Origin of the sequence: Sphingomonas sp. LR60 (assembly GCF_036855935.1) — a bacterium.
GTDB lineage: Bacteria > Pseudomonadota > Alphaproteobacteria > Sphingomonadales > Sphingomonadaceae > Sphingomonas.
The window spans coordinates 1,769,608-1,789,246 of the sequence record NZ_JASPFK010000001.1 but is presented as its reverse complement, the minus strand read 5'-3'; the positions used below and the strand labels follow the sequence as shown (position 1 = coordinate 1,789,246).

At 66.9% G+C, this 19,639-nt stretch carries 20 protein-coding genes and 1 pseudogene; 8 read left to right on the top strand and 13 right to left on the bottom strand.

Going from position 1 to position 19,639, the window contains the following annotated elements; genetic code table 11:
• Position 1 precedes the first annotated feature (1 nt).
• Entirely contained in the window at positions 2-1,459 is a 1,458-nt protein-coding gene (purF, locus tag QP166_RS08160; RefSeq protein ID WP_333915464.1) for an amidophosphoribosyltransferase, read from the bottom strand.
• Positions 1,460-1,588: 129 nt separating this feature from the next.
• On the opposite strand from purF, the gene hisI reads away from it, so the two are divergent.
• From hisI to QP166_RS08140, 4 genes are read left to right on the top strand one after another with little or no spacing between them, the layout of a single operon-like run.
• On the top strand, positions 1,589-1,951 hold the full coding sequence (hisI, locus tag QP166_RS08155; protein ID WP_333915463.1) for a phosphoribosyl-AMP cyclohydrolase: 363 nt from the start codon (positions 1,589-1,591) through the stop codon (positions 1,949-1,951).
• Complete coding sequence (locus tag QP166_RS08150; RefSeq protein ID WP_333915462.1) at positions 1,951-2,436, top strand: hypothetical protein; 486 nt, start codon at positions 1,951-1,953, stop codon at positions 2,434-2,436. The genes hisI and QP166_RS08150 overlap by 1 nt, the downstream gene beginning before the upstream one ends.
• 32 nt (positions 2,437-2,468) lie before the next feature.
• Positions 2,469-2,888, top strand: a complete 420-nt coding sequence (locus tag QP166_RS08145; protein ID WP_333915461.1) for a MerR family transcriptional regulator — start codon at positions 2,469-2,471, stop codon at positions 2,886-2,888.
• A gap of 4 nt (positions 2,889-2,892) precedes the next feature.
• Positions 2,893-4,695: an acyl-CoA dehydrogenase C-terminal domain-containing protein gene (locus QP166_RS08140; RefSeq protein ID WP_333915460.1), complete on the top strand. Its 1,803-nt coding sequence runs from the start codon at positions 2,893-2,895 to the stop codon at positions 4,693-4,695.
• Positions 4,696-5,192: 497 nt separating this feature from the next.
• Here the strand turns inward: QP166_RS08140 and QP166_RS08135 are convergent, their stop codons facing one another.
• Together QP166_RS08135 and QP166_RS08130 are read right to left on the bottom strand one after the other, a co-directional pair.
• Positions 5,193-5,438 (bottom strand): hypothetical protein, encoded by a 246-nt coding sequence (locus tag QP166_RS08135; RefSeq protein WP_333915459.1) that lies wholly within the window; start codon positions 5,436-5,438, stop codon positions 5,193-5,195.
• A 212-nt stretch (positions 5,439-5,650) separates the two neighbouring features.
• Positions 5,651-6,550 carry a metallophosphoesterase family protein gene (locus tag QP166_RS08130; RefSeq protein WP_333915458.1) on the bottom strand — a complete coding sequence of 300 codons (900 nt, stop codon included), beginning with the start codon at positions 6,548-6,550 and terminating at the stop codon, positions 5,651-5,653.
• Here QP166_RS08130 and galU point away from each other — a divergent pair.
• A complete protein-coding gene (gene galU / locus QP166_RS08125) occupies positions 6,441-7,310 on the top strand; it encodes a UTP--glucose-1-phosphate uridylyltransferase GalU (protein ID WP_333915457.1) in 870 nt (289 codons plus the stop codon). The genes QP166_RS08130 and galU overlap by 110 nt on opposite strands.
• Before the next feature lie 3 nt (positions 7,311-7,313).
• On the opposite strand, the gene QP166_RS08120 is transcribed toward galU, so the two are convergent.
• The 7 genes from QP166_RS08120 to QP166_RS08090 are packed head-to-tail and all read right to left on the bottom strand — an operon-like array spanning position 7,314 to position 13,354.
• Complete coding sequence (locus QP166_RS08120) at positions 7,314-8,078, bottom strand: HesA/MoeB/ThiF family protein (protein ID WP_333915456.1); 765 nt, start codon at positions 8,076-8,078, stop codon at positions 7,314-7,316.
• Entirely contained in the window at positions 8,075-8,437 is a 363-nt protein-coding gene (locus QP166_RS08115; RefSeq protein ID WP_333915455.1) for a hypothetical protein, read from the bottom strand. Before QP166_RS08115 ends, QP166_RS08120 begins: the two co-directional genes overlap by 4 nt.
• Positions 8,434-8,883, bottom strand: a complete 450-nt coding sequence (dut, locus tag QP166_RS08110) for a dUTP diphosphatase (protein WP_333915454.1) — start codon at positions 8,881-8,883, stop codon at positions 8,434-8,436. The genes QP166_RS08115 and dut overlap by 4 nt, the downstream gene beginning before the upstream one ends.
• A complete protein-coding gene (gene coaBC / locus QP166_RS08105) occupies positions 8,873-10,051 on the bottom strand; it encodes a bifunctional phosphopantothenoylcysteine decarboxylase/phosphopantothenate--cysteine ligase CoaBC (RefSeq protein WP_333915453.1) in 1,179 nt (392 codons plus the stop codon). The genes dut and coaBC overlap by 11 nt, the downstream gene beginning before the upstream one ends.
• Positions 10,048-11,094: a hypothetical protein gene (locus QP166_RS08100; protein ID WP_333915452.1), complete on the bottom strand. Its 1,047-nt coding sequence runs from the start codon at positions 11,092-11,094 to the stop codon at positions 10,048-10,050. The genes coaBC and QP166_RS08100 overlap by 4 nt, the downstream gene beginning before the upstream one ends.
• Entirely contained in the window at positions 11,088-12,626 is a 1,539-nt protein-coding gene (ubiB, locus tag QP166_RS08095) for a 2-polyprenylphenol 6-hydroxylase (RefSeq protein WP_333915451.1), read from the bottom strand. Before ubiB ends, QP166_RS08100 begins: the two co-directional genes overlap by 7 nt.
• Complete coding sequence (locus QP166_RS08090; RefSeq protein WP_333915450.1) at positions 12,623-13,354, bottom strand: class I SAM-dependent methyltransferase; 732 nt, start codon at positions 13,352-13,354, stop codon at positions 12,623-12,625. Before QP166_RS08090 ends, ubiB begins: the two co-directional genes overlap by 4 nt.
• 46 nt (positions 13,355-13,400) lie before the next feature.
• On the opposite strand from QP166_RS08090, the gene mutM reads away from it, so the two are divergent.
• From mutM to dnaA, 3 genes are all read left to right on the top strand, one after another.
• Positions 13,401-14,216 (top strand): bifunctional DNA-formamidopyrimidine glycosylase/DNA-(apurinic or apyrimidinic site) lyase, encoded by an 816-nt coding sequence (gene mutM / locus QP166_RS08085; protein WP_333915449.1) that lies wholly within the window; start codon positions 13,401-13,403, stop codon positions 14,214-14,216.
• 98 nt (positions 14,217-14,314) lie between these two features.
• The gene (rpsT, locus tag QP166_RS08080; RefSeq protein ID WP_333915448.1) at positions 14,315-14,578 is read left to right on the top strand and encodes a 30S ribosomal protein S20; all 264 of its coding nucleotides are present in this window, start codon (positions 14,315-14,317) and stop codon (positions 14,576-14,578) included.
• Between the two features lie 439 nt (positions 14,579-15,017).
• Positions 15,018-16,403: a chromosomal replication initiator protein DnaA gene (gene dnaA / locus QP166_RS08075; RefSeq protein WP_333917294.1), complete on the top strand. Its 1,386-nt coding sequence runs from the start codon at positions 15,018-15,020 to the stop codon at positions 16,401-16,403.
• 189 nt (positions 16,404-16,592) lie between these two features.
• Here dnaA and QP166_RS08070 read toward each other — a convergent pair whose 3' ends face one another.
• From QP166_RS08070 to murJ, 3 genes and pseudogenes are all read right to left on the bottom strand, one after another.
• On the bottom strand, positions 16,593-16,880 hold the full coding sequence (locus tag QP166_RS08070) for a PspC domain-containing protein (RefSeq protein ID WP_333915447.1): 288 nt from the start codon (positions 16,878-16,880) through the stop codon (positions 16,593-16,595).
• Positions 16,881-17,018: 138 nt separating this feature from the next.
• Positions 17,019-18,026 carry a tryptophan--tRNA ligase gene (gene trpS, locus QP166_RS08065; RefSeq protein ID WP_333917293.1) on the bottom strand — a complete coding sequence of 336 codons (1,008 nt, stop codon included), beginning with the start codon at positions 18,024-18,026 and terminating at the stop codon, positions 17,019-17,021.
• An 8-nt stretch (positions 18,027-18,034) separates the two neighbouring features.
• Positions 18,035-19,619: pseudogene (gene murJ / locus QP166_RS08060) on the bottom strand (murein biosynthesis integral membrane protein MurJ).
• Between the last annotated feature and the right edge of the window lie 20 nt (positions 19,620-19,639).

Sequence of the window (19,639 nt, the reverse complement as noted above, 5' to 3'; positions counted from 1 at the left end):
GTCAGTTCACCCGCTCGGCGAGCATCGCAAACTGATCGACCGCGCTCGATTCGTCATGGTCGGTCAGCGTGGTCGGATAGTCGCCGGTGAAGCACGCATCGCAATATCGCGGACGGCCATCGGCGCGCTGTGACTCGCCCAGCGCCTTATACAGCCCGTCGATCGAGACGAACGACAGGCTGTCGGCGTGGATGAAGTCGGTCATCCCGCCCAGATCCAGCTTCGCCGCCAGCAACTTGGCGCGCTCGGGCGTGTCGACGCCGTAGAAGCAGCTATGCCGCGTTGGCGGCGAGGCGATGCGCATGTGCACCTCCGCCGCGCCCGCCTCGCGCATCATCTGTACGATCTTGAGCGAGGTGGTGCCGCGCACGATCGAATCGTCGATCAGCACGACCTTCTTCCCCTGGATCAGCGCACGATTGGCATTGTGCTTCAGCTTGACGCCGAGGTGACGGACCTTGTCGCCCGGCTGGATGAAGGTGCGCCCGACATAGTGCGAGCGGATGATGCCGAGTTCGAACGGAATGCCCGATTCCTGCGCATAGCCGATCGCCGCGGGAACGCCCGAGTCGGGCACCGGGATGACGAGGTCGGCTTCGACGGGTGCCTCGATCGCGAGTTGCGCGCCGATGTTCTTGCGCACCGAATAGATCGAATGATCGTCGACGATCGAATCGGGGCGCGAAAAATATACCCATTCGAAGATGCACGGCCGCGCGGCGACCTGCTCGAACGGACGGATCGAGCGCAGCTCGCCGTTCTGAACAATCACCAGCTCGCCCGGGTCGACCGAGCGCTCGAAGGTTGCGCCGACCACGTCGAGCGCGACCGTCTCGCTCGCGAAGATGTACGTCTCGCCGAGCTTGCCCATCACCAGCGGACGGATGCCCAGCGGGTCGCGGCACGCGATCATGCCGTCGGGGGTCATCACGATCAGCGCATAGGCGCCCTCGACCTGCTTCAGTGCGTCGATGAACTTGTCGAGCAGAGTCCGATATTGGCTGGTCGCGACGAGGTGGATGATCGTCTCGGTATCGGAGGTCGACTGGAAGATCGATCCGCGCCGCACCAACTCGCGACGCAGCCGCATCGCATTGGAGATGTTGCCGTTGTGCGCGATCGCGAAACCGCCCGACTGCAGTTCGGCATAGAGCGGCTGGACGTTGCGCAGCGCGGTCTCACCGGTCGTCGAATAGCGGACGTGCCCGCAAGCGACATCGCCGGCAAGAGCGCGGATGACCTCGTCGCGGTCGAAGTTACCCGCGACATGACCCATCGCGCGATGGGTGTGGAAGACGTGGCCGTCGAAGCTGGTGATACCTGCGGCTTCCTGGCCGCGATGCTGGAGCGCGTGAAGACCCAGCGCGACGAGCGCGGCTGCGCCCTCCGAGCCGGAGGCACCGAAGATGCCACATTCCTCATGGAGATGATCGTCGTCGAACGGATGTGTCGTCAGCATAAGCGGTGGGGGCTCGCGTTGTGCGGGGCCGCATATAGCGATGGTCGCGCAAATGTCATCAATTGCCGGGGATCGGCCGACGATATCGTGCGTTGTGGCTCGCCCTCGGCTGTTCTACGCGGTTTTCGCATGAGCGATGCGCGTGAAACCGGCAGTGATTTCCTGCCCAAATTCGATGCGGCCGGGCTGGTGACCGCGGTCGTGACCGATCGTGCCAGTGGCGGCGTACTGATGGTCGCACATATGAATGCAGAGGCGATCGACGCGACGCGCGCGAGCGGCGAGGCGACCTTCTTCTCGCGCAGCCGCGGACGCCTTTGGAAGAAGGGCGAGACCTCCGGTAATGTCCTTCGGGTCGTCGAAATGCGCGTCGACTGCGATCAGGATGCGCTGTGGATCATCGCCGACCCAGCCGGCCCGGCCTGCCACACCGGCGCGCCGAGCTGTTTCTATCGGCGGCTGACCGATTCGGGGCTGGAGCGCTTCGCCTGATGACACGCGCGGCGGTGGTGTTGTCGCTGCTGCTCGCCGCCTGCTCTCCCGCCCGCGATACGGGTGACGACGATGCGGCGGGCAAGGCGCTGGAAGCCTCGGCACGCAAGGCGGGGATCATCGGCGACATCGCCGATGCCACCGGCGTCTACGCGGTCGGCGAGGATCGCCTCTGCATGACCGGCGCAGCGCCACGCTACCGGATCGGCGTCAGCGTCGACTTCGGCGACGGCCAACGCTGTATCGCGCATGGAACGGCGCAGGGGCGGGGCACGCTGGCGATCGACCTCGGGGACGGCTGCCGCTTCACCGCAACCCACAATGGCGAACGCTTGCTGTTCCCGGTCCGCGCGCCTGCCGAATGCGCCCGATACTGTCAGGGCCGGGCGACGCTCGACACGCTCGCGCTCGACCGGCTGAGCGAGGCGAGCGGCGAGGCGACCCGGTTGCGCGGCGCCGACGGCAAGTTGCTCTGCACTGATTGACGTTCACGTAAGGGGAAGGTATGCCCGGTTCCATGAGCGCTTCTGCTGCCTATGCCGTTGTTTCCCCGCGGCCTGACCGCGACAGCTTCACGATCACCGATCTGTCGGCGGAGTTTGGCGTTACGCCGCGTGCGCTGCGCTTCTATGAGGACGAAGGGCTGATCGCGCCGGAGCGGCGCGGACTGGTCCGCATCTACTCGCATCGCGATCGAGCACGGCTGGCGTGGATCCTGCGCGGCAAGCGCGTCGGGTTCAGCCTGGCCGATATCCGCGAGATGATCGACCTCTACGACCTCGGCGACGGTCGCCAGACGCAGCGCGCAGTGGCGATCCAGCGCTGTCGCGACCGGATCGCGGCACTCGAGCAGCAGAAGCACGACCTAGACGCCGCCATCACCGAGCTGACCGAATTCGTCGGCGTGCTCGACGGTGGCGCAACCAGGAAAGAGTGAGACGATGCCGCAGTACACGCCGCCGATCCGCGACACCCGTTTCGTGCTCGAACATGTCGTCGGGCTCGACCGCTATGCCAATGTCGCCGGCTTCGGTTCGGCAACCCCCGACACGGTCGATGCGGTGCTGGAGGAAGGCGGCCGTTTCGTCGCCGAGGTGCTGTTCCCACTCAACCAGTCGGGCGATCAGGAAGGCTGCACGCGGCACGAGGACGGCAGCGTGACGACGCCGAAGGGCTTCAAGGAAGCCTACGCCAAGTTCGTCGAATCGGGCTGGGGTACGCTCAGCGCGCCGGAGGCGTTCGGCGGGCAGGGAATGCCGCACGTCGTTTCCACCGCGTTTCAGGAATATATGATCTCGGCCAACATGGCGTTCGCCATGTACCCCGGCCTCGCGCATGGAGCGATCGCGGCCCTGGTCGTGAAGGGGAACCCCGAGCAGCAGCAGAAGTATCTGCCGCGGATGGTGTCGGGCGAGTGGGGCGGCACGATGAACCTGACCGAGCCGCAATGCGGAACGGACCTCGGGCTGATCCGCACCCGCGCCGAGCCGCAGGCTGATGGCAGCTACAAGATCACCGGCACCAAGATCTTCATCTCGGCCGGGGAGCATGACCTGACTGACAACATCATCCATCTCGTCCTCGCCAAGACCCCCGGCGCGCCGGACAGCTCGAAGGGCATTTCGCTGTTCGTGGTGCCCAAGGTGATGGTCGGTGACGACGGATCGCTGGGCGAGCGCAACGCGGTGTCGTGCGGCTCGATCGAGCATAAGATGGGCATCCACGGCAACTCGACCTGCGTCATGAACTATGATGGCGCGACCGGCTGGCTGGTCGGCGACGAGATGAAGGGCCTCGCCGCAATGTTCATCATGATGAACGCGGCGCGGCTGGGCGTCGGGTTGCAGGGCCTCGGGGTTGCCGAGACCGCTTACCAGAACGCCGTGCAATATGCGCAGGATCGCCGGCAAGGCCGGGCGCTGACCGGGCCGGCGGAGCCGGGCGAGAAGGCCGATACCTTGTTCGTCCATCCTGACGTCCGCCGGATGCTGATGGACGCGAAGGCGTGGACCGAAGGGCTGCGTGCGCTCTGCCTGTGGGGCGCGCTCCAGGCCGATCTCGAGCATCATGCCGATGCCGAGGAGGATCGCCAGCTCGCGGGCGATCTACTCGGGCTGCTCACCCCGGTCATCAAGGGTGTCGGCACCGATCGCGGCTACCAGATCGCGACCAACGCACAGCAGGTCTACGGCGGTCACGGCTACATCCGCGAATGGGGGATGGAGCAATATGTCCGCGATGCGCGGATTGCGATGATCTACGAAGGCACCAACGGTGTGCAGGCGATGGATCTGGTCGGGCGCAAGCTTGCGCAGAACGGCGGCCGTGCGGTGCAGGCGTTCGGGCGGCTGGTGATGGAGGAGATTGCCGCGGGCAAGGGCAATCCGGCGGTCGCCGACCTCGCACAGCGTCTCGAAAAGGCGGCGGGCGAGTTGCAGGCGGCGACGATGTGGTTCCTCGCCAACGGCATGAAGGACCCGAACAACGTCGGCGCCGGAGCGGTGCCGTACATGCATCTGGTCGGCGCGGTCGCGACCGGGCTGATGTGGCTGCGCATGGCGACGGCGGCGGCGAAGCTGAAGGACGAAGGGCAGGGCGATGCGGCCTTCCTCGATGCCAAGCTGGTCACCGCGCGCTATTTCGCCGAGCGTGTGCTGCCCGAGGCGGGTTCGCTGCGCCGCCAGATCGAGGGCGGGGCCGAGGCGATCATGGCGCTGCCGCCGGAGATGTTCGCAGCGGCGTGAAGGATCGTTTGTGGGCGGCTGAATACAGGTGCCGCCCGTCCTGCCGTCATTGCGAGCGTAGCGAAGTAATCCGGGGCCGCATCAGGCCGCGTCCCAAGATCGCTTCGCTACAATCGCAATGACGTATAGCCGGTGGCCCCCACGGTGTGACCGGTCGAAGCTGCCGTGTACCCCGGCGAAGGCCGGGGCCCAGTTGGGGGACGCTGCTGATCCGCGTCGCGCTACGTTGCCCCGGCCTCCCATCTCGGCCGCGACTTTCGCCGTGGTGCGAATACAGATCCTTCAAGCCAGCTGGGTCAAACTCAAGCGGCACCGGTGCTGGGTCGTATCGACGCCCACGACCCCCTCGATCCAGTGACCCCGAGCCTCACGTCTTCCGCGGCTCAGCCACGTCACGGGCACGCGCAAGATGACCGGAGTCCAAAAACCCGACAAACGACAGGCAAAAAAATAGCGGCCCGAAGGCCGCTATTCCTTCTCCCGAGGGAGAGGTCAGCTTAGTTGCTGTCCGAGCTGTCGTCTTCCTGCGCGACGACGACGATACCGGCCACAACGGCCGCAGCTGCCAGAACGGCAACGATCACTCCGCCACCGGCGAGCTCGTTCTTCTTGGCCGACGGAGCCGAAGCGCGAACCGACTTGGCGACCGACAGGCTCGCTGCCGAGTTGGCGGGCGCGGCCATCGCCGGAGCAACCGCCATCGTGGCGGCGGCAGCAGCGAGCATATACTTGGCAATACGCATGATGAACTCCCTTTGCGTGCAGGGCATCTCTTAACTACGCGTGCGCGAAATGCAAGCGTCGATTGCCGCGGTGCATCATGTGTTCAGGATCCAGGTCTCACGTTCCTGAATGCCCAACGCCGTCAGCTTGCCCGAGGCATAAGCCCCCGTATCCACACCGATCCGGTTCGGTCGGCGGTCGACCTCCGCGGTGATCGTGTGCCCGTGGACGATCATCTTGGGATGCGCACCGCGATGGTCGAGGAAGCTCTCGCGAGATCCAGCGCAGGTCGCTGGGTTTCTGCTCGTCCAGAGGCACGTCCGGCCGCACCCCGGCATGGACGAAGGCATAGTCGCCCGAGACGATCAGGTCCTCGAACCCGTCGAGAAACGCCCGGTGATCGGCCGGCACCAGCGCCGCCAGCCGCTCGGCCAGTTGCGGGTAATCGAGCGAGATCATATTCGGCGCTGTCGACGCCGTAGCTGAGCACCGTTTCCTTGCCGCCGACGCGACAGAACATCCGCAACGCGTCCTTCGCGCCGTCCAGCGCGTGCAAGAACAATTCCTCGTGGTTGCCCTTGAGGAACCGGACGCGTGGTCGCTCCTGCGCCAGCTGCATCAGCCGCGCGATCACGCCCGCCGAATCCGGTCCGCGATCGACCAGATCGCCGAGGAAGATCAACGTCGTCTCGGCGGCCCCGCGCGCTGCGTCGTCGGCATCGATCATCTCCAGCAATTGCTCGAGTTCGAACCGGCAGCCATGGATATCGCCGATGGCATAGATCCGGCTGCCGGCTTCCGGGGCGAAAGCAGGCCCGGAAACGACGCGGGACGAACGAAACAGCTTCTTGAGCATGGAGAACGCAAAAACCGGCGATGTCGGGATGGAGCGGGTGCTTAGGCCAGATGCCTGACGACCGCAAGCGCGGCTCAGGCGATCGCGCGGGACGCCGATCGTCATGCTATCGAATTGCTTACCGGATCGCCCGCCGGTAGAGAGCCGGCGCCAACAGGAGGACCGAATGACCATCAAGCCGGTACGCAAGGCGATTTTCCCCGTAGCGGGGCTCGGCACCCGTTTCCTGCCCGCCACCAAGGCGATGCCCAAGGAGATGCTGACGGTCGTCGACAAGCCGCTGATCCAATATGCGGTCGAGGAAGCGCTGGAGGCGGGGATCGAGCAGATCATCTTCGTCACCGGGCGCGGCAAGGGCGCGCTCGAGGATCATTTCGACATCTCGTTCGAACTCGAGACGACGATGCGCGCGCGGGGCAAGAGCCTTTCCGTGATCGAGAACATCCGTCAGCAGCCCGGCTCGCCGGTTTATGTCCGCCAGCAAGAGCCGCTCGGGCTCGGCCATGCGGTGTGGTGCGCGCGGGACATCGTCGGCGATGAGCCGTTCGCGGTGTTGCTCCCCGACGAGCTGATGGTCGGCACGCCGAACTTCATGGCGCAGATGGTGCAGGCCTATGACAAGGTCGGCGGCAACGTCATCGGTGCGCTGGAAGTCGCGCCCGAGGAAACCGACAAGTACGGCATCATCTCGCCGGGTGCGCGCGACGGCGCGCTGACCGAAGTGACCGCGCTGGTCGAGAAGCCCGCCAAGGGCAGCGCGCCGTCGAACCTGATGATCCCCGGCCGCTACATCCTCCAGCCCGAGGTCATGAAGATCCTCGATCTGAAGGAAAAGGGTGCCGGCGGCGAGATCCAGCTGACCGACGCCATGGCCAAGCTGATCGGGCAGCAGCCGTTCCACGGCTTCACCTTCAACGGTGAGCGGTTCGACTGCGGCGACAAGACCGGCTTCGTCACCGCCAATCTCGCGCTCGCGATGGCGCGCGGCGACATCGGTCCCGCGGTCCGCAGCTTCGCGGAAGCGCGGCTCAGCTGATCCTTACCCGCGTGTCGCGTTACACGCGCGGCACGCGGGATCGGGCGGCAACGCCAATGTGCGGAACCGCAGCGACAGGAAGTCGAGCAGCATCAGCCGTCCGGCGCTGTCGTCGCCGAACGGCGCGATCTGCCGGATCGCCTCCAGCGCCGCCATGCTGCCGACGATCCCGGTGACCGGCCCCAGCACGCCTTCCTCGGCGCAGGTCAGCGCATCGCGCGCCGGAGCGTCGCCGACGAAGCAGCGGTAACAGGGCTTGTCCGTCTCCCAGCCGCGATAGACGCCAATCTGGCCCTCGAACCGCCCGACCGCCGCGGACACGAGCGGGATGCGATGCGCAAGCGCGGCATCGGCGACAACCAGCCGGGTGTCGAAATTATCGCAGCCATCGACGATCACGTCCGGTGCTTCGTCCAGCAACGACGCGATGTTGTCAGCGCCTACCCGCGCGACGATCGCACGCGCGGACACATGCGGGTTGAGCCGCGCCACGCTCGCCGCCGCCACCTCCGCCTTGGCACGTCCGACGTCCTCGGTCGCGAAGAGCGTCTGGCGCTGCAGGTTGCTGAGTTCGACCCGGTCGTCGTCGACGATCGTCAGCCGGCCGATGCCCGCCGCCGCCAGATACTGGATCACCGGCGACCCGATCCCGCCCGCGCCGATCACCAGGACATGCGCACGCGTCAGCCGCAATTGTCCGCCGCCGCCGATCTCGGGCAGCACGATATGCCGCGCATAGCGGGTGAGTTCGTCGGGGCCGAGCGTCATTGCTGGGTCAGCGCGACGGTGGTGACATACCACGTGTCGGAAGAGGGAGCGGGCATCTTGTCGCGCGCGGCACTCAGCACGATGCCAGCGGCGAATTGCTCGACCGCTGGACAGCCGATCGCGTGCGGCACGATCCGGCGCACCTGGCCGTTCTGCCCGATGAGCACGACCAGATCGAGCATCCGCGCTTCGGCCGGTAACGTGCAGTGCGTCGTCGCGACCTCACGCCGGACGAACTCTGTCAATTGTGTCGGTGGCGCAGCCGCAAGGCCGAGTTGCAGCCGCGGCAGCGTCGTCCACTCACTAGGTGGATTGAGCGACGAAAGCTGCCCGAGCAGCAACAGCGCGGCGAGGATCATCGACCCGTCGATCCGAACCCGCCTTCGCCGCGATCGGTGGTGTCGAGCGCATCGACTTCGATCATGCTGGCGAGCGTGACGGCGGCGGGGACGAGTTGCGCGATCCGTTCGCCGCGACGGATCTCGAACGGCTCGCTGCCCAGGTTGGCGAGGATCACCTTGATCTCACCGCGATAGTCGGCGTCGATCGTGCCGGGCGTGTTGAGGCAGGTGACGCCGTGCTTGAGCGCCAGCCCGGACCGGGGGCGCACCTGAACCTCGAACCCTTCCGGTATCGCAATCGCGAAGCCGGTCGCGATCGCGCCGCGCGCACCGGGGGCCAGCGTCACGTCTTCGGCCGCGACCACGTCCATCCCGGCCGCGCCGGACGTGGCATAGCCGGGCAGCGGCAACCCCTCGCCATGTGGCAAGCGGCGCAGCGCGATCCTGATCGGTTCAGAGCGCATCGGCAATCCTGTCGGCAAGTCGTTCGGCTACGGCGGTTTTTGGAAGGCGTTCCCAGCTTTCGACGCCTTCGGCGGTGACGAGGTGAACGGCATTGGCATCGCCGCCCATCACGTCGCCGGATACGTCGTTGGCGACGATCCAGTCGGCTCCCTTGCGTTGCCGCTTGGCCTGCGCATGGTCGAGCACCCGCTCGGTTTCGGCCGCGAACCCGATCAGCAATCGCGGCCGATGCGGATCATGCGCCAGCGTGGCGAGAATGTCCACGTTGCGCGCGAGGCGAAGCGGCGCCGGCGCATCCTCGCCCTTCTTCAGCTTTTGCGGGGCGATGTCCTCGACCCGCCAATCCGCCACGGCGGCGACCATCACTGCGGCGTCGGCGGGCAGCGCGTCCGCGACCGCCTTCGACATTTCCTCAGCTGTTTGAACATCTTGGCGAATGACGTTCGGAGGGGTTGGCAAATCGACGGGGCCGGCAACCAACGTGACCCGTGCCCCACGCCGCGCCAATGCGGCGGCGATCGCGAACCCCTGCTTCCCCGAGGAGCGGTTCGCGATATAGCGTACCGGATCGATCGGCTCATGGGTCGGCCCGGCGGTGACGACGATGTGCCGGCCCTCCAGCGAGCGGACCGCTGGCGCCAGCGCGGACGTGATCCGCGCAACGATCGTCGAGACGTCGGGCAGGCGCCCCGGTCCGAATTCGCCACATGCCATCGCGCCTTTGTCAGGCTCCATGACCACGACGCCGTCGCCACGCAGTTGCGCGACATTGCGCTGCGTCGCCGGGTGCAGCCACATGCGGACGTTCATCGCCGGCGCGATCAACACGGGCTTGTCGGTCGCGAGCAGCAAGGTGGTAGCCAGATCGTTCGCGAGACCGCCCGCCATCCGCGCGATCAGGTCGGCGGTGGCCGGGCAGACCACCACCAGATCGGCCTCGCGACTGAGGCGGATGTGCCCCATCTCCGCTTCGTCCTTCAGGTCCCACAGCGTTGTATGAACCTTGTTCTCGCTAAGCGCCGCGAGCGTCATGGCAGTGACGAAATGCGCGCCGCCGTCGGTCAGGACGCAGCGAACTTCATGCCCCGCCGCACGCAGCCCGCGGATCAGCTCGCACGCCTTGTAGGCGGCGATCCCGCCACCGACGATCAACAGGATCCTGCTCATCGCGTCATCCTCGTCACCGTGATTCGTCGCCGCACGATCGTGCCGCGCACCAGCGTCATCAGCCCCGCGGGCGCGAGCGCCAACCCGGGCGCGACCAGCGCAATCGTCAGGGTCGCGGATCGGATCCCCAGCACGCCGTCCAGCGCGACGCTCGCGACCAGCAGCGCCAGCACGCGGGGGCCGAGCGGATCGGCAAGCGTTCCCCAGCCGAACATCGCCAGCACCAGCAGCGGCGCGCCAATCATTGCGGGCGTGTCAGGGAAGGCAGCGCCGACCAGCCGCGCCAAAGCGCCATCGGGGACCAGCGCCACCGTCGGGGCATGGGTCGCGCCCAGCGTATGAAGATGCAGTTCGAGTGCGAAGCCTGCCAGGATCAGGGCGGCAAGCCACAGCAGCGGCTCCCGGCGGTCGCCGTCCAGCAGCGCCAGCGCGCCCATCACCGCCAACGTCAACAATGCCGCCGGATCGATCAGCGCCGCGGCGCAGGCGACCGCGATCGACGTCGCCACGCGTGCGCGATGGCGTGCAACCAGGGCGATCGCCGACAGCAAGGCCGCGGCACCGGCGTGCGGCGCCGCCAGCCACAGCGCCGCCGTCGCCACGATCCCGAAGGCAAGCAGGCTGACGATCAGCAGCGCGCCGCCGCTGCGCGCCAGCAACGCGCCGAGCCGCAACCCGCCGAGCCACAGCAAGATCGTCAGCCCGCACGCGACCAGTGCGGTCAGGGCCCATGCCGGCATCGCTCCCGCGACTACCGCTAGCGTCGACGGCAGCATCCGTGCCGCGCGCGCGTCCGGCTCGGTACGCAACAGGTCGCGAGCGGCATCATAATAGTCGCCACCATGCCGCAGCGTGGCGACGATCGCGTCGTGCAGGAACTCCGGTGGGGTGGTGGCCTCGGGCACCAGCAACGCGGCGACGACCAGCGCCACCAGCAGGCCAGCCAGCAGCGCGCGGGCGGGACCGTGCCCGATCCCGCTCAGCCGGTCCGGGGTCACCAGCCAGCGCCCCGCCGGTCCGGATCGCCCCGGCGCGGCTACCATCCGCCCGCCAGCATCATGCCCGCGACACCCGCCAGCACGCCGAGCGCACCGACCAGCGCATAGCGCCACCCGCCGCCGACGCGAACGCGTTCGATCTCGCGGAGCGGCGGACGCGGTGGTGCGCCGCCGGGGGCAGGGAAGCGCGCCTCGATCCGCCGCACCAGCTCGGGCAGCCGGGCAAGCGTCCGCACGTCGGCGACCAGCCGATCCGCAATCGCGGCTTCCGGCCCCAATTCGGTGCGGATCCAGTCCTCGACCAACGGCGCGGCGGTGACCCACAAATTGATGTCGGGATCGAGCGCCGTCGCGACGCCTTCGACCATCACCATCGTCTTTTGCAGCAGCAGCAGGTGCGGCTGCGTCACCATGTCGAAGTCGCGCGTGATCCCGAACAGGCCGTCGAGCATCATCCCGATCGACATGTCCTTGACCGGCAAGCCGCGCATCGGCTCGCCGACCGCCCGCAGCGCGGTCGCGAATTCCTCGACGCTGTGATGCGAGGGGACGTATTGCGCCTCAAAATGGATTTCGGCGACGCGGCGGTAATTGCCGGTGATCAGGCCGTACAGGATTTCGGCGAGCCAGACGCGCGCGCGCCGGTCGATCCGCCCCATGATCCCGAAGTCGATCGCGGCCACGCAATTACCGGGCAGCGCGAACAGATTGCCCTGGTGCATGTCGGCATGGAAGAAGCCGTCGGCGATCGCCTGCCGGAGGAAAGCATGGACCAGCACGCGCGCCAGCTCGGGCAGGTCATAGCCTGCGGCCAGCAACGCCTTGCGATCGGACAATTTGATGCCGTCGATCCACTCGATCGTCAGCACCTTGCCGGTGGTGCGTGCCCAATCGACCGCGGGAACGAAGAAGTTCGGCTCCGAGGTCATCGTCTCGGCCAGCTCGGATGCCGACGCCGCCTCGCGCGTGAAGTTCAGCTCGCGCGCGGTCCAGCGCTTGAACGTCTCGATGACCAGCCGGGGCTGAAGGCGGGCGATCTCGCCCCCCATTGGCTCGATCTGCGCCGCCGCCCATTCATAAGTCTCGATCGCGCGCGCGAAATCTTCCTCGACGCCGGGGCGCAGCACCTTGACCGCGACCGTGCGCCCATCGGTGGTGATCGCACGGTGGACCTGCGCGATCGAGGCCGCGCCGACCGGCACTTCCTCGATCGCGCTGAACAACGTCTCCAACGGTCGCCCGAAGCTGCCACGCATCGTCTGCGCGATCGTCGCATAGGGAACCGGGGGCACCGCGTCCTGCAACCGCAGCAGGTCGGCAGCCGCCGCTTCGCCGACCAGGTCGGGGCGTGTGGCCAGCGTCTGGCCGAACTTGATCGCTGCCGGCCCCAGCGCCTCGAACGCATCGGCATAGCGCGGCACTTCGGGCACCCGCGCGCCAAACCGCGCGACGCGCAGCAGGCGGCGCAGCCGGGGCGGCGTGTTGAGGTCGCGCTCCAACCCGCGCAGCGCGCCGTGGCGCGCCAGCGTCCGGCCCCATTTCAGGAGCCGCCAGGTGTGGACGAGCGAGGAGGTCAAATCTTCCAGCCGCTGTGGATCGCGACCAGCCCACCCATGATCGGCTCGACCTTCGTCTGGACGAACCCGGCGTCGCCGACCATCCGCTCGAACGTCGGCATGTCCGGGAAGCGCCGGATCGACTCGATCAGATAGCGGTAGCTGTCGGCATCGTTCGCCAGCAGCTGCCCCAGCTTCGGCACCAGATGATGCGAATAGGCGTCGTACACCTCCGCGAACCCCGGCCAGACGTTGGTCGAGAATTCGAGGCAGAAGAAGCGTCCGCCACGCCGCAGCACGCGATGCGCCTCGCGCAACGCCTCCGGGATGTCGGTGACGTTCCGGATGCCGAACGCGATCGTATAGGCGTCGAAGAAACGGTCGGGGAAGGTGAGGGTCTCGGCATTGGCCTCGGTCCACACCAGCCCGTCGATCCCGCGCTGTTGCGCACGGCCGATCCCGACCTCCAGCATTTCAGGATTGATGTCCGCGACCGTCACCGATGCGCCGCTTTCCGCCAGGCGGAACGCGATGTCGCCGGTCCCGCCGGCCATATCGAGGATCTGCTCACCCGCGCGCGGCTTCACGCGGCGCACGAACCGGTCCTTCCACAGCCGGTGCATCCCGCCGGACATGGCGTCATTCATCAGGTCGTAGCGGCTGGCGACATTGGAGAAGACCCCACGGACGCGCGCGGTCTTTTCGATCGGGGTGACGTCTTCGTAGCCGAAGGAGACGGTTTCGCTCATGCGCGCCGCTCTAGCCGCCATGCGACCGACCGGCTAGGGGGCAGAGATGCCGGAATTGCCAGAGGTTGAAACCACCGTGCGGGGCCTGCGCCCGGTGCTGGAGGGGCAGGTGCTGACCCGCGTCGAGCCGCGCCGCGATAATCTGCGCCGCGCCTTCCCCGCCGATCTACGCCAGCGGCTGACCGGCGCACGCATCACCGGGCTGCGACGGCGCGCCAAATATGGCGTGATCGACACCGATCGGGACGACTCGCTGATCTTCCATCTCGGCATGTCCGGCCGGTGGCGCGTCGACCCGACCGAGCTGCTGCCGCACGATCATCTCGTGCTTGCGACAGAAGCGGGGCGCGTGCTGGCGCTCAACGATCCGCGGCGCTTCGGATCGGTCGACCTGCTGCCGACCGCCGAGGTCATGGACTTTCCCGCCTTTCGCCTGCTCGGTCCGGAGCCGCTGGGCGAGGCGTTCACGCCCGAGCATCTGCGCCACGCGCTCGCAGGGCGCCGCCTGTCGATCAAGCTTGCGCTGCTCGACCAGCGGATCGTCGCCGGGCTCGGCAATATCTACGTCTGCGAGGCGCTCTACGACGCACGCATCGATCCGCGTACGCCCGCCGGTATGCTCGACGCCGCCGCGCTCGCACGATTGGTGCCCGCGGTGCAGCTCGTGCTGGAGGCGGCGATCGACGCCGGGGGATCGTCGCTCCGCGACTATGCGCGCCCCGACGGCGAGCTGGGCTATTTCTCGAAGCAATTCGCGGTCTATGGCCGCGCCGGCGGACCGTGCGCGTGTGGCGGTACGGTGGAGCGTTACGCCGAGGGCGGACGCTCGACCTTCTGGTGTCCGCGCTGCCAGCGGAGTTGACGCTGGTGCATGGCCGGGCTATGGGCCGCGCCTTACGAGGGTGCAGGGCTTACCCAGCGCCTTTTTCCATCGATCTCGAAACTTATCAGAGGACGTTCATGGCGAACACGCCGCAAGCCAAGAAGCGCATCCGCCGCAACCAGCGCCGGGCCGAAATCAACGGTGCCCGTGTCGGTCGCATCCGTACCTTCGTGAAGAAGGTCGAGGCCGCGTTGGCAGCGGGTGACAAGACCGCGGCGGCGACCGCGCTGGCAGCGGCGCAGCCGGAGATGCAGCGCGGCGTGGCAAAGGGTGTGCTTCACCGCAACACCGCCTCGCGCAAGTTCTCGCGTCTGACCAAGCGGGTTGCCGCGCTGGCGTAAGCCCCTGCGTCTCGCGCACGAAATTGACGCCCGTCGGGATCGCCCGGCGGGCGTTTTCGTGTGCGCGATCAGTCACATGAAGAACAAAGCAGCATCGCCGCAAAAGGCCCGGAATCCCTGCGATCTCGCGCCCGGCAGCAATCGGCAGCGTCTAGAATAACCCCGTATTCTCAATTGCTTACGAGATTTATGACGCATTTGTGCCGCTGATGGCGAGTCAATCCGCTTTATTTCGGAATCGTACCCGTTTGCGGGCTTGATCGACTCACCCGCCTGTTCCTAATCCTTTGAACCGCGCCGCCGTTCGTGCTGCGCGGCACAAGGACAATGTCTGGAAGCCAACGCGCTAGGGGCCGCGGGCGGGGGGACGTTTGACTTTTTGAAAACAGGGGCCGCGAACCATGTGGTTGCGGCAACAGGAGAATTGTGCGTGGCGCTGATGGTCGAAGTGGATGACGGGATGAGCGATCTGGCCCGGGCCTGGGCCCAGGTCCGCGCCAACCTGCGCCGTTCGGCCGGTGCCCGCGTGTTCGACCAATGGCTCGCGCCGATCGCGCTGGCCGCCGGTGACGATGCGCTGGATGTGCGGCTCACCGCGCCGTCGGCCTTCATGACCAATTGGGTCAAGAGCCACTATGCCGACCGACTGGTGCACGAGTTCCGCACCGTGCTGCCGGGCGTGCGCAGTGTGGCGATCGACACCGCGGTGCGTGCCGCCGCGCCGGCGGTACTTTCCGCGCCGGTCGCCGCGCTGACCGCACCGCCCGCCGCTGCGCCTGTCGCCGCTGCCGTCGCAGCCGAGCGGCCGTCGCTCGATACTCGGCTAACCTTCGAGCGCTTCGTCGCGGACGCGTCGAACATGGTGGCGTTGAACGCCGCGCAGGCGCTGGCCGCGCCGGGCGCGGTACGCTTCAGCCCGCTGTTCCTCCACGGCGGCACCGGGCAGGGCAAGACGCACCTGCTCAACGCCATCGCACACCGCTTTCTCGAGGATCATCCGCAGGCGCGCGTGATGCTGATGTCGGCCGAGCGCTTCATGTTCGAATTCGTCGCGGCGATGCGCGCACGCGATACCTTCGCGTTCAAGGCGAAGCTGCGCAGTTGCGACCTGCTGTTGATCGACGACCTGCAGTTCATCGCCGGCAAGGACGTGACCCAGGACGAGTTCTTCCACACCGTCAACGAAATCATGTCGGCAGGGAAGCGGCTGGTGATCGCCGCCGATCGCGCGCCGCAGATGCTGGACGGGATCGAGCCGCGCATCATCGGCCGGCTCGGGTCGGGGCTGGTGGTCGACATCCGTCCATCGTCGCCCGAGTTGCGCCACGCCGTGCTTGCCCGGCGGGTCGCCGAAATGCCCGACACGCGCGTACCCCGCGACGTGCTCGACCTGCTGGCCGAGCGCATAACCTCGAGCATCCGTGAGCTGGAAGGCGCGCTGACGCGCGTCACCGCTTATGCGATGCTGACCGGGAAGACGATCGACTTGGAGTTCGCGACGCAGACGCTCGGCGATATGCTGCGCGGGCATCAGCGCCGCGTGACGATCGACCAGATCCAGAAACTGGTCTGCGAGCATTTCGAGCTGAAGCCGCTCGACCTGCTCTCTGCACGCCGCGCGCGGGCGGTGGCGCGACCGCGGCAGATCGCCATGTATCTCGCCAAGCGGCTTACCACGCGCTCGCTGCCCGAGATCGGGCGCAAGTTCGGTGGGCGCGATCATTCGACGGTGATCCACGCCGTCCGTCGGATCGAGGCGCTGCGCGACAGCGACCGCGAGGTCGATCAGGCAGTGCACATGTTGCTGGGGCAATTGGAGGCTTGAGCCGGGGGCGGAGCGCGGTCGCACCGACCTGATCCGTCATTGCGACCCCGGCGAACGCCGGGGAAGCAATCCAGAGCCGGACCAGGATGCCCTGCATTGCTTCGCCATGCTCGCAATGACGAGAGAACGATCCCGGCCCTACGTCATGCGCTCTGCTTTCCCTCCGGCGGCGCCGCAGCAGAGACGCAATCACGCCGCCTTTCGATATTCTTCTTCCTCAGCCTCGTTCACCACTGCCGCTGGCACGTCGGTCACCGCAGCGCGAACGCGATTGGGGAACAGCAGCCGGCTGACGAGGACCAGCACGCCAAGCGCGACGTAAGTGAGCAGCACCTTTTCCAGCGAGAAGAGCAACGCCACCGCGAAGCCGAGCCGCAGCCACAGCGGGTTGATGCCGAAATCCTCTCCCAGCGCGGCGCAGACGCCGAACAAATTGTCGCGGGGGGCAGTGGCGGGGGTGTTGCTGTGGTCGGTCATGTGTCGCTCCGTTGTTACGGAACGATCAGCAAGCCCTGTGCCAAATGAAAAAGGCGCGGTTTTCGGTGCATTGGCCAACGCAACCCGGCGTGGATTGCCGAAAGTTGGCGCGCGACATGGCGTCACGCGCCGAATCGGTCAGATCAGCAGCCCCATCGCTTCCTGCGCACGACGCAAGGTCGGCGCCGCCAGCGCCGCCGCGCGATCGGCGCCATCGCGCAGGATCGCATCGATCGCGCTGCGGTCGTTCAACAGCCGCAGCATCTCGTCGCGGATCGGGCCAAGCTTGGCGACCGCCAAGTCGGCGAGATCGGGCTTGAACTGCCCGAAGCCTTTGCCCGCATAATCCGCCAGCACCGCGTCGGCCGTGCGATCGGCGAGCGCCGCGAAGATCGTCAGCAGGTTGCGCGCCTCCGGCCGCCCTTCCAGCTCCGCGATCGTCGCGGGCAGCAGATCGGGATCGGTCTTCGCCTTGCGAAACTTGTCGGCGATCACCTCGTCGCTGTCGACCAGCTTGACCACCGACTGCTCGGACGGGTTCGACTTGGACATCTTCGCTGCGGCATCGCGCAGCGACATGATCCGCGGCGCGGCCTTGCTGACCAGCGGCTCGGGCAGCGTGAACAGCTCGGCCTCGAAATCGGTGTTGAACTTGGTCGCGATGTCGCGCGTCAGCTCCAGATGCTGCTTCTGATCCTCGCCGACGGGGACGTGGGTCGCATTGTAGAGCAGCACGTCCGCGGCCATCAGCACCGGATAGTCATACAGCCCGACCGACGCGCCCTCGCGGTTCTTGCCCGCCTTGTCCTTGAACTGCGTCATGCGGTTCAGCCAGCCGACCCGCGCGACGTTGTTGAGCAACCATGCCAGCTCGGCATGGGCCGGCACGCGCGCCTGGTTGAACACGATCGAGCGCGCCGGATCGATCCCCGCGGCGATCAGCGTCGCGGTCATCTCGACCGTGTTCGCGGTCATCTCGGCCGGCGCGATGAATTCGGTCAGGCCGTGAAGGTCGGCGATGAAGTACATCGTTTCGCCGCCCGACGCCTGGATGTCGTCCTGCATCGCCACCCATTGCTTCACCGCGCCGAGGTAATTGCCGAGGTGGAGGTTGCCGGTGGGCTTGATGCCGGAAAGGACGCGCATGTTGGTCATTACGTGGAAGCTCTGCGACGAAGGAGGGTTTTGAGATCGGCGAGGCGATACGCGCCCGTAGCGACGCACGCCAGCGCGTAGATCGCGACACCCGCGCCGACCAGCAGCGCGAGCGCCACGCCGCGGGTCACGAAGCTGCCGGTCAGATACGGATCGACATAGGGCGCGACCAGCAGGAGCGCTGCGCCCATCAGCAAGGCGGCGATCGCGAGCCGCGGGACCTTGCGCTTGACCTGCGGGTCGAGCGCGAAATGGCCCCGGCGCGACAGCACGACATACAGCGACACAACGTTGACGGTGGAGGCGAGCGCGGTCGCCAGTGGCGGCCCTATCTGCCCGATGTTCCAATGTGCCAGCGTCGGGATCAGGATCAGATTGCCCAACAGGTTGATCGCGACCGAATAGAGCGCCAGCCGCACCGGCGTCTTCGTATCGGCGCGTGCGTAGAAGCCGGGCGTCAGCACCTTGACCAGCACATAGCTGGGCAGCCCCAGCGAGAAGGCAGCGAGCGCCTGCGCCGAGCGCACCGTGTCACCGCCGTCGAACGCGCCATGCTGGAACAGGCCACGGACGATCGGCTCCGCGGCGAAGACGAACGCAGCGGTAGCGGGCAGGGTGAGGAACAATGCCAGCTCCAGCCCGCGGTTCTGCGTCTCCATCGCCTCGGCCTCCCGGCCTTGCGACAGCAGCCGCGACACGACCGGCAACAGGATCGTACCCAGGCCGATCCCGATCAGGCCCAGCGGCAATTGATTGAGCCGATCCGCGTAGTAGATCGCCGAGATTGACCCGGCAGACAGCAACCCACCCGCCAGCGCGGTCGAAATCGCAAGATTGATCTGCGCCGCCCCCGCGCCGGTCGCTGCCGGAACGATCAACTTCAGCATCTGCTTGACGTCATCGTCGATGCGCGGCCGGCGCAGCTTCAGGCTCACGCCCGCGCGCCAGCACGCCCACCACAACCAACCGAGCTGCAGCACGCCGCCGACCGTCACCGACATGCTCTGCGCACGCGCGGTCGCATAAGGATCGCCGCCGTGGAAAAAGATCAACGCGCCAACCATCGAGATGTTGAGCAGGATCGGCGCGGCGGCATTGACCCAGAAGCGGTGCAGCGAATTGAGGATGCCGCCCAGCAACGACACCAGCGAGATCAAGAGCAGATAGGGAATGGTGAAGCGCGACAGCATCACCGCAAAGGCGAATTGGTCGGCCGTCGGATGCTGACGCTCGAATCCACCAGAGAGTGCCCATGTCAGCGGCCACGCTGCCGCCAGCATCAGCGCGGTCATCGCCAGCAGCACCGGAAACAGCAGCGCCAGCGCGCGCTCGGCGAAGTCGATTCCGCCGGAGTCCCCCGCCTTCAGCGACCTTGCGATTAAACAGCGGAATGAACGCCGCGGAGAAGGCGCCCTCGGCGAAGAGCGCGCGAAACATATTGGGCAGGCGAAACGCGACGAAGAACGCGTCCGACGCGAAACTCGCGCCGACATAGCTCGCCTGCAACGTGTCGCGGCCGAGCGCGAGCACGCGGCTGACGAGGGTCAGCCCGCCGATCGAGCCTAGCGCACGGGCGAGGTTCATGCGGCGATCCTCGCCCGCGT

Excerpts from the sequence above, each read along its gene's own strand:
- purF (WP_333915464.1), bottom strand. The coding sequence starts at position 1,459 with ATGCTGACGACACATCCGTTCGACGACGATCATCTCCATGAGGAATGT.
- hisI (WP_333915463.1), top strand. The coding sequence starts at position 1,589 with ATGAGCGATGCGCGTGAAACCGGCAGTGATTTCCTGCCCAAATTCGAT.
- QP166_RS08150 (WP_333915462.1), top strand. The coding sequence starts at position 1,951 with ATGACACGCGCGGCGGTGGTGTTGTCGCTGCTGCTCGCCGCCTGCTCT.
- QP166_RS08145 (WP_333915461.1), top strand. The coding sequence starts at position 2,469 with ATGAGCGCTTCTGCTGCCTATGCCGTTGTTTCCCCGCGGCCTGACCGC.
- QP166_RS08140 (WP_333915460.1), top strand. The coding sequence starts at position 2,893 with ATGCCGCAGTACACGCCGCCGATCCGCGACACCCGTTTCGTGCTCGAA.
- QP166_RS08135 (WP_333915459.1), bottom strand. The coding sequence starts at position 5,438 with ATGCGTATTGCCAAGTATATGCTCGCTGCTGCCGCCGCCACGATGGCG.
- galU (WP_333915457.1), top strand. The coding sequence starts at position 6,441 with ATGACCATCAAGCCGGTACGCAAGGCGATTTTCCCCGTAGCGGGGCTC.
- QP166_RS08120 (WP_333915456.1), bottom strand. The coding sequence starts at position 8,078 with ATGACGCTCGGCCCCGACGAACTCACCCGCTATGCGCGGCATATCGTG.
- QP166_RS08115 (WP_333915455.1), bottom strand. The coding sequence starts at position 8,437 with ATGATCCTCGCCGCGCTGTTGCTGCTCGGGCAGCTTTCGTCGCTCAAT.
- dut (WP_333915454.1), bottom strand. The coding sequence starts at position 8,883 with ATGCGCTCTGAACCGATCAGGATCGCGCTGCGCCGCTTGCCACATGGC.
- coaBC (WP_333915453.1), bottom strand. The coding sequence starts at position 10,051 with ATGAGCAGGATCCTGTTGATCGTCGGTGGCGGGATCGCCGCCTACAAG.
- QP166_RS08100 (WP_333915452.1), bottom strand. The coding sequence starts at position 11,094 with ATGGTAGCCGCGCCGGGGCGATCCGGACCGGCGGGGCGCTGGCTGGTG.
- QP166_RS08090 (WP_333915450.1), bottom strand. The coding sequence starts at position 13,354 with ATGAGCGAAACCGTCTCCTTCGGCTACGAAGACGTCACCCCGATCGAA.
- mutM (WP_333915449.1), top strand. The coding sequence starts at position 13,401 with ATGCCGGAATTGCCAGAGGTTGAAACCACCGTGCGGGGCCTGCGCCCG.
- rpsT (WP_333915448.1), top strand. The coding sequence starts at position 14,315 with ATGGCGAACACGCCGCAAGCCAAGAAGCGCATCCGCCGCAACCAGCGC.
- dnaA (WP_333917294.1), top strand. The coding sequence starts at position 15,018 with ATGGTCGAAGTGGATGACGGGATGAGCGATCTGGCCCGGGCCTGGGCC.
- QP166_RS08070 (WP_333915447.1), bottom strand. The coding sequence starts at position 16,880 with ATGACCGACCACAGCAACACCCCCGCCACTGCCCCCCGCGACAATTTG.
- trpS (WP_333917293.1), bottom strand. The coding sequence starts at position 18,026 with ATGCGCGTCCTTTCCGGCATCAAGCCCACCGGCAACCTCCACCTCGGC.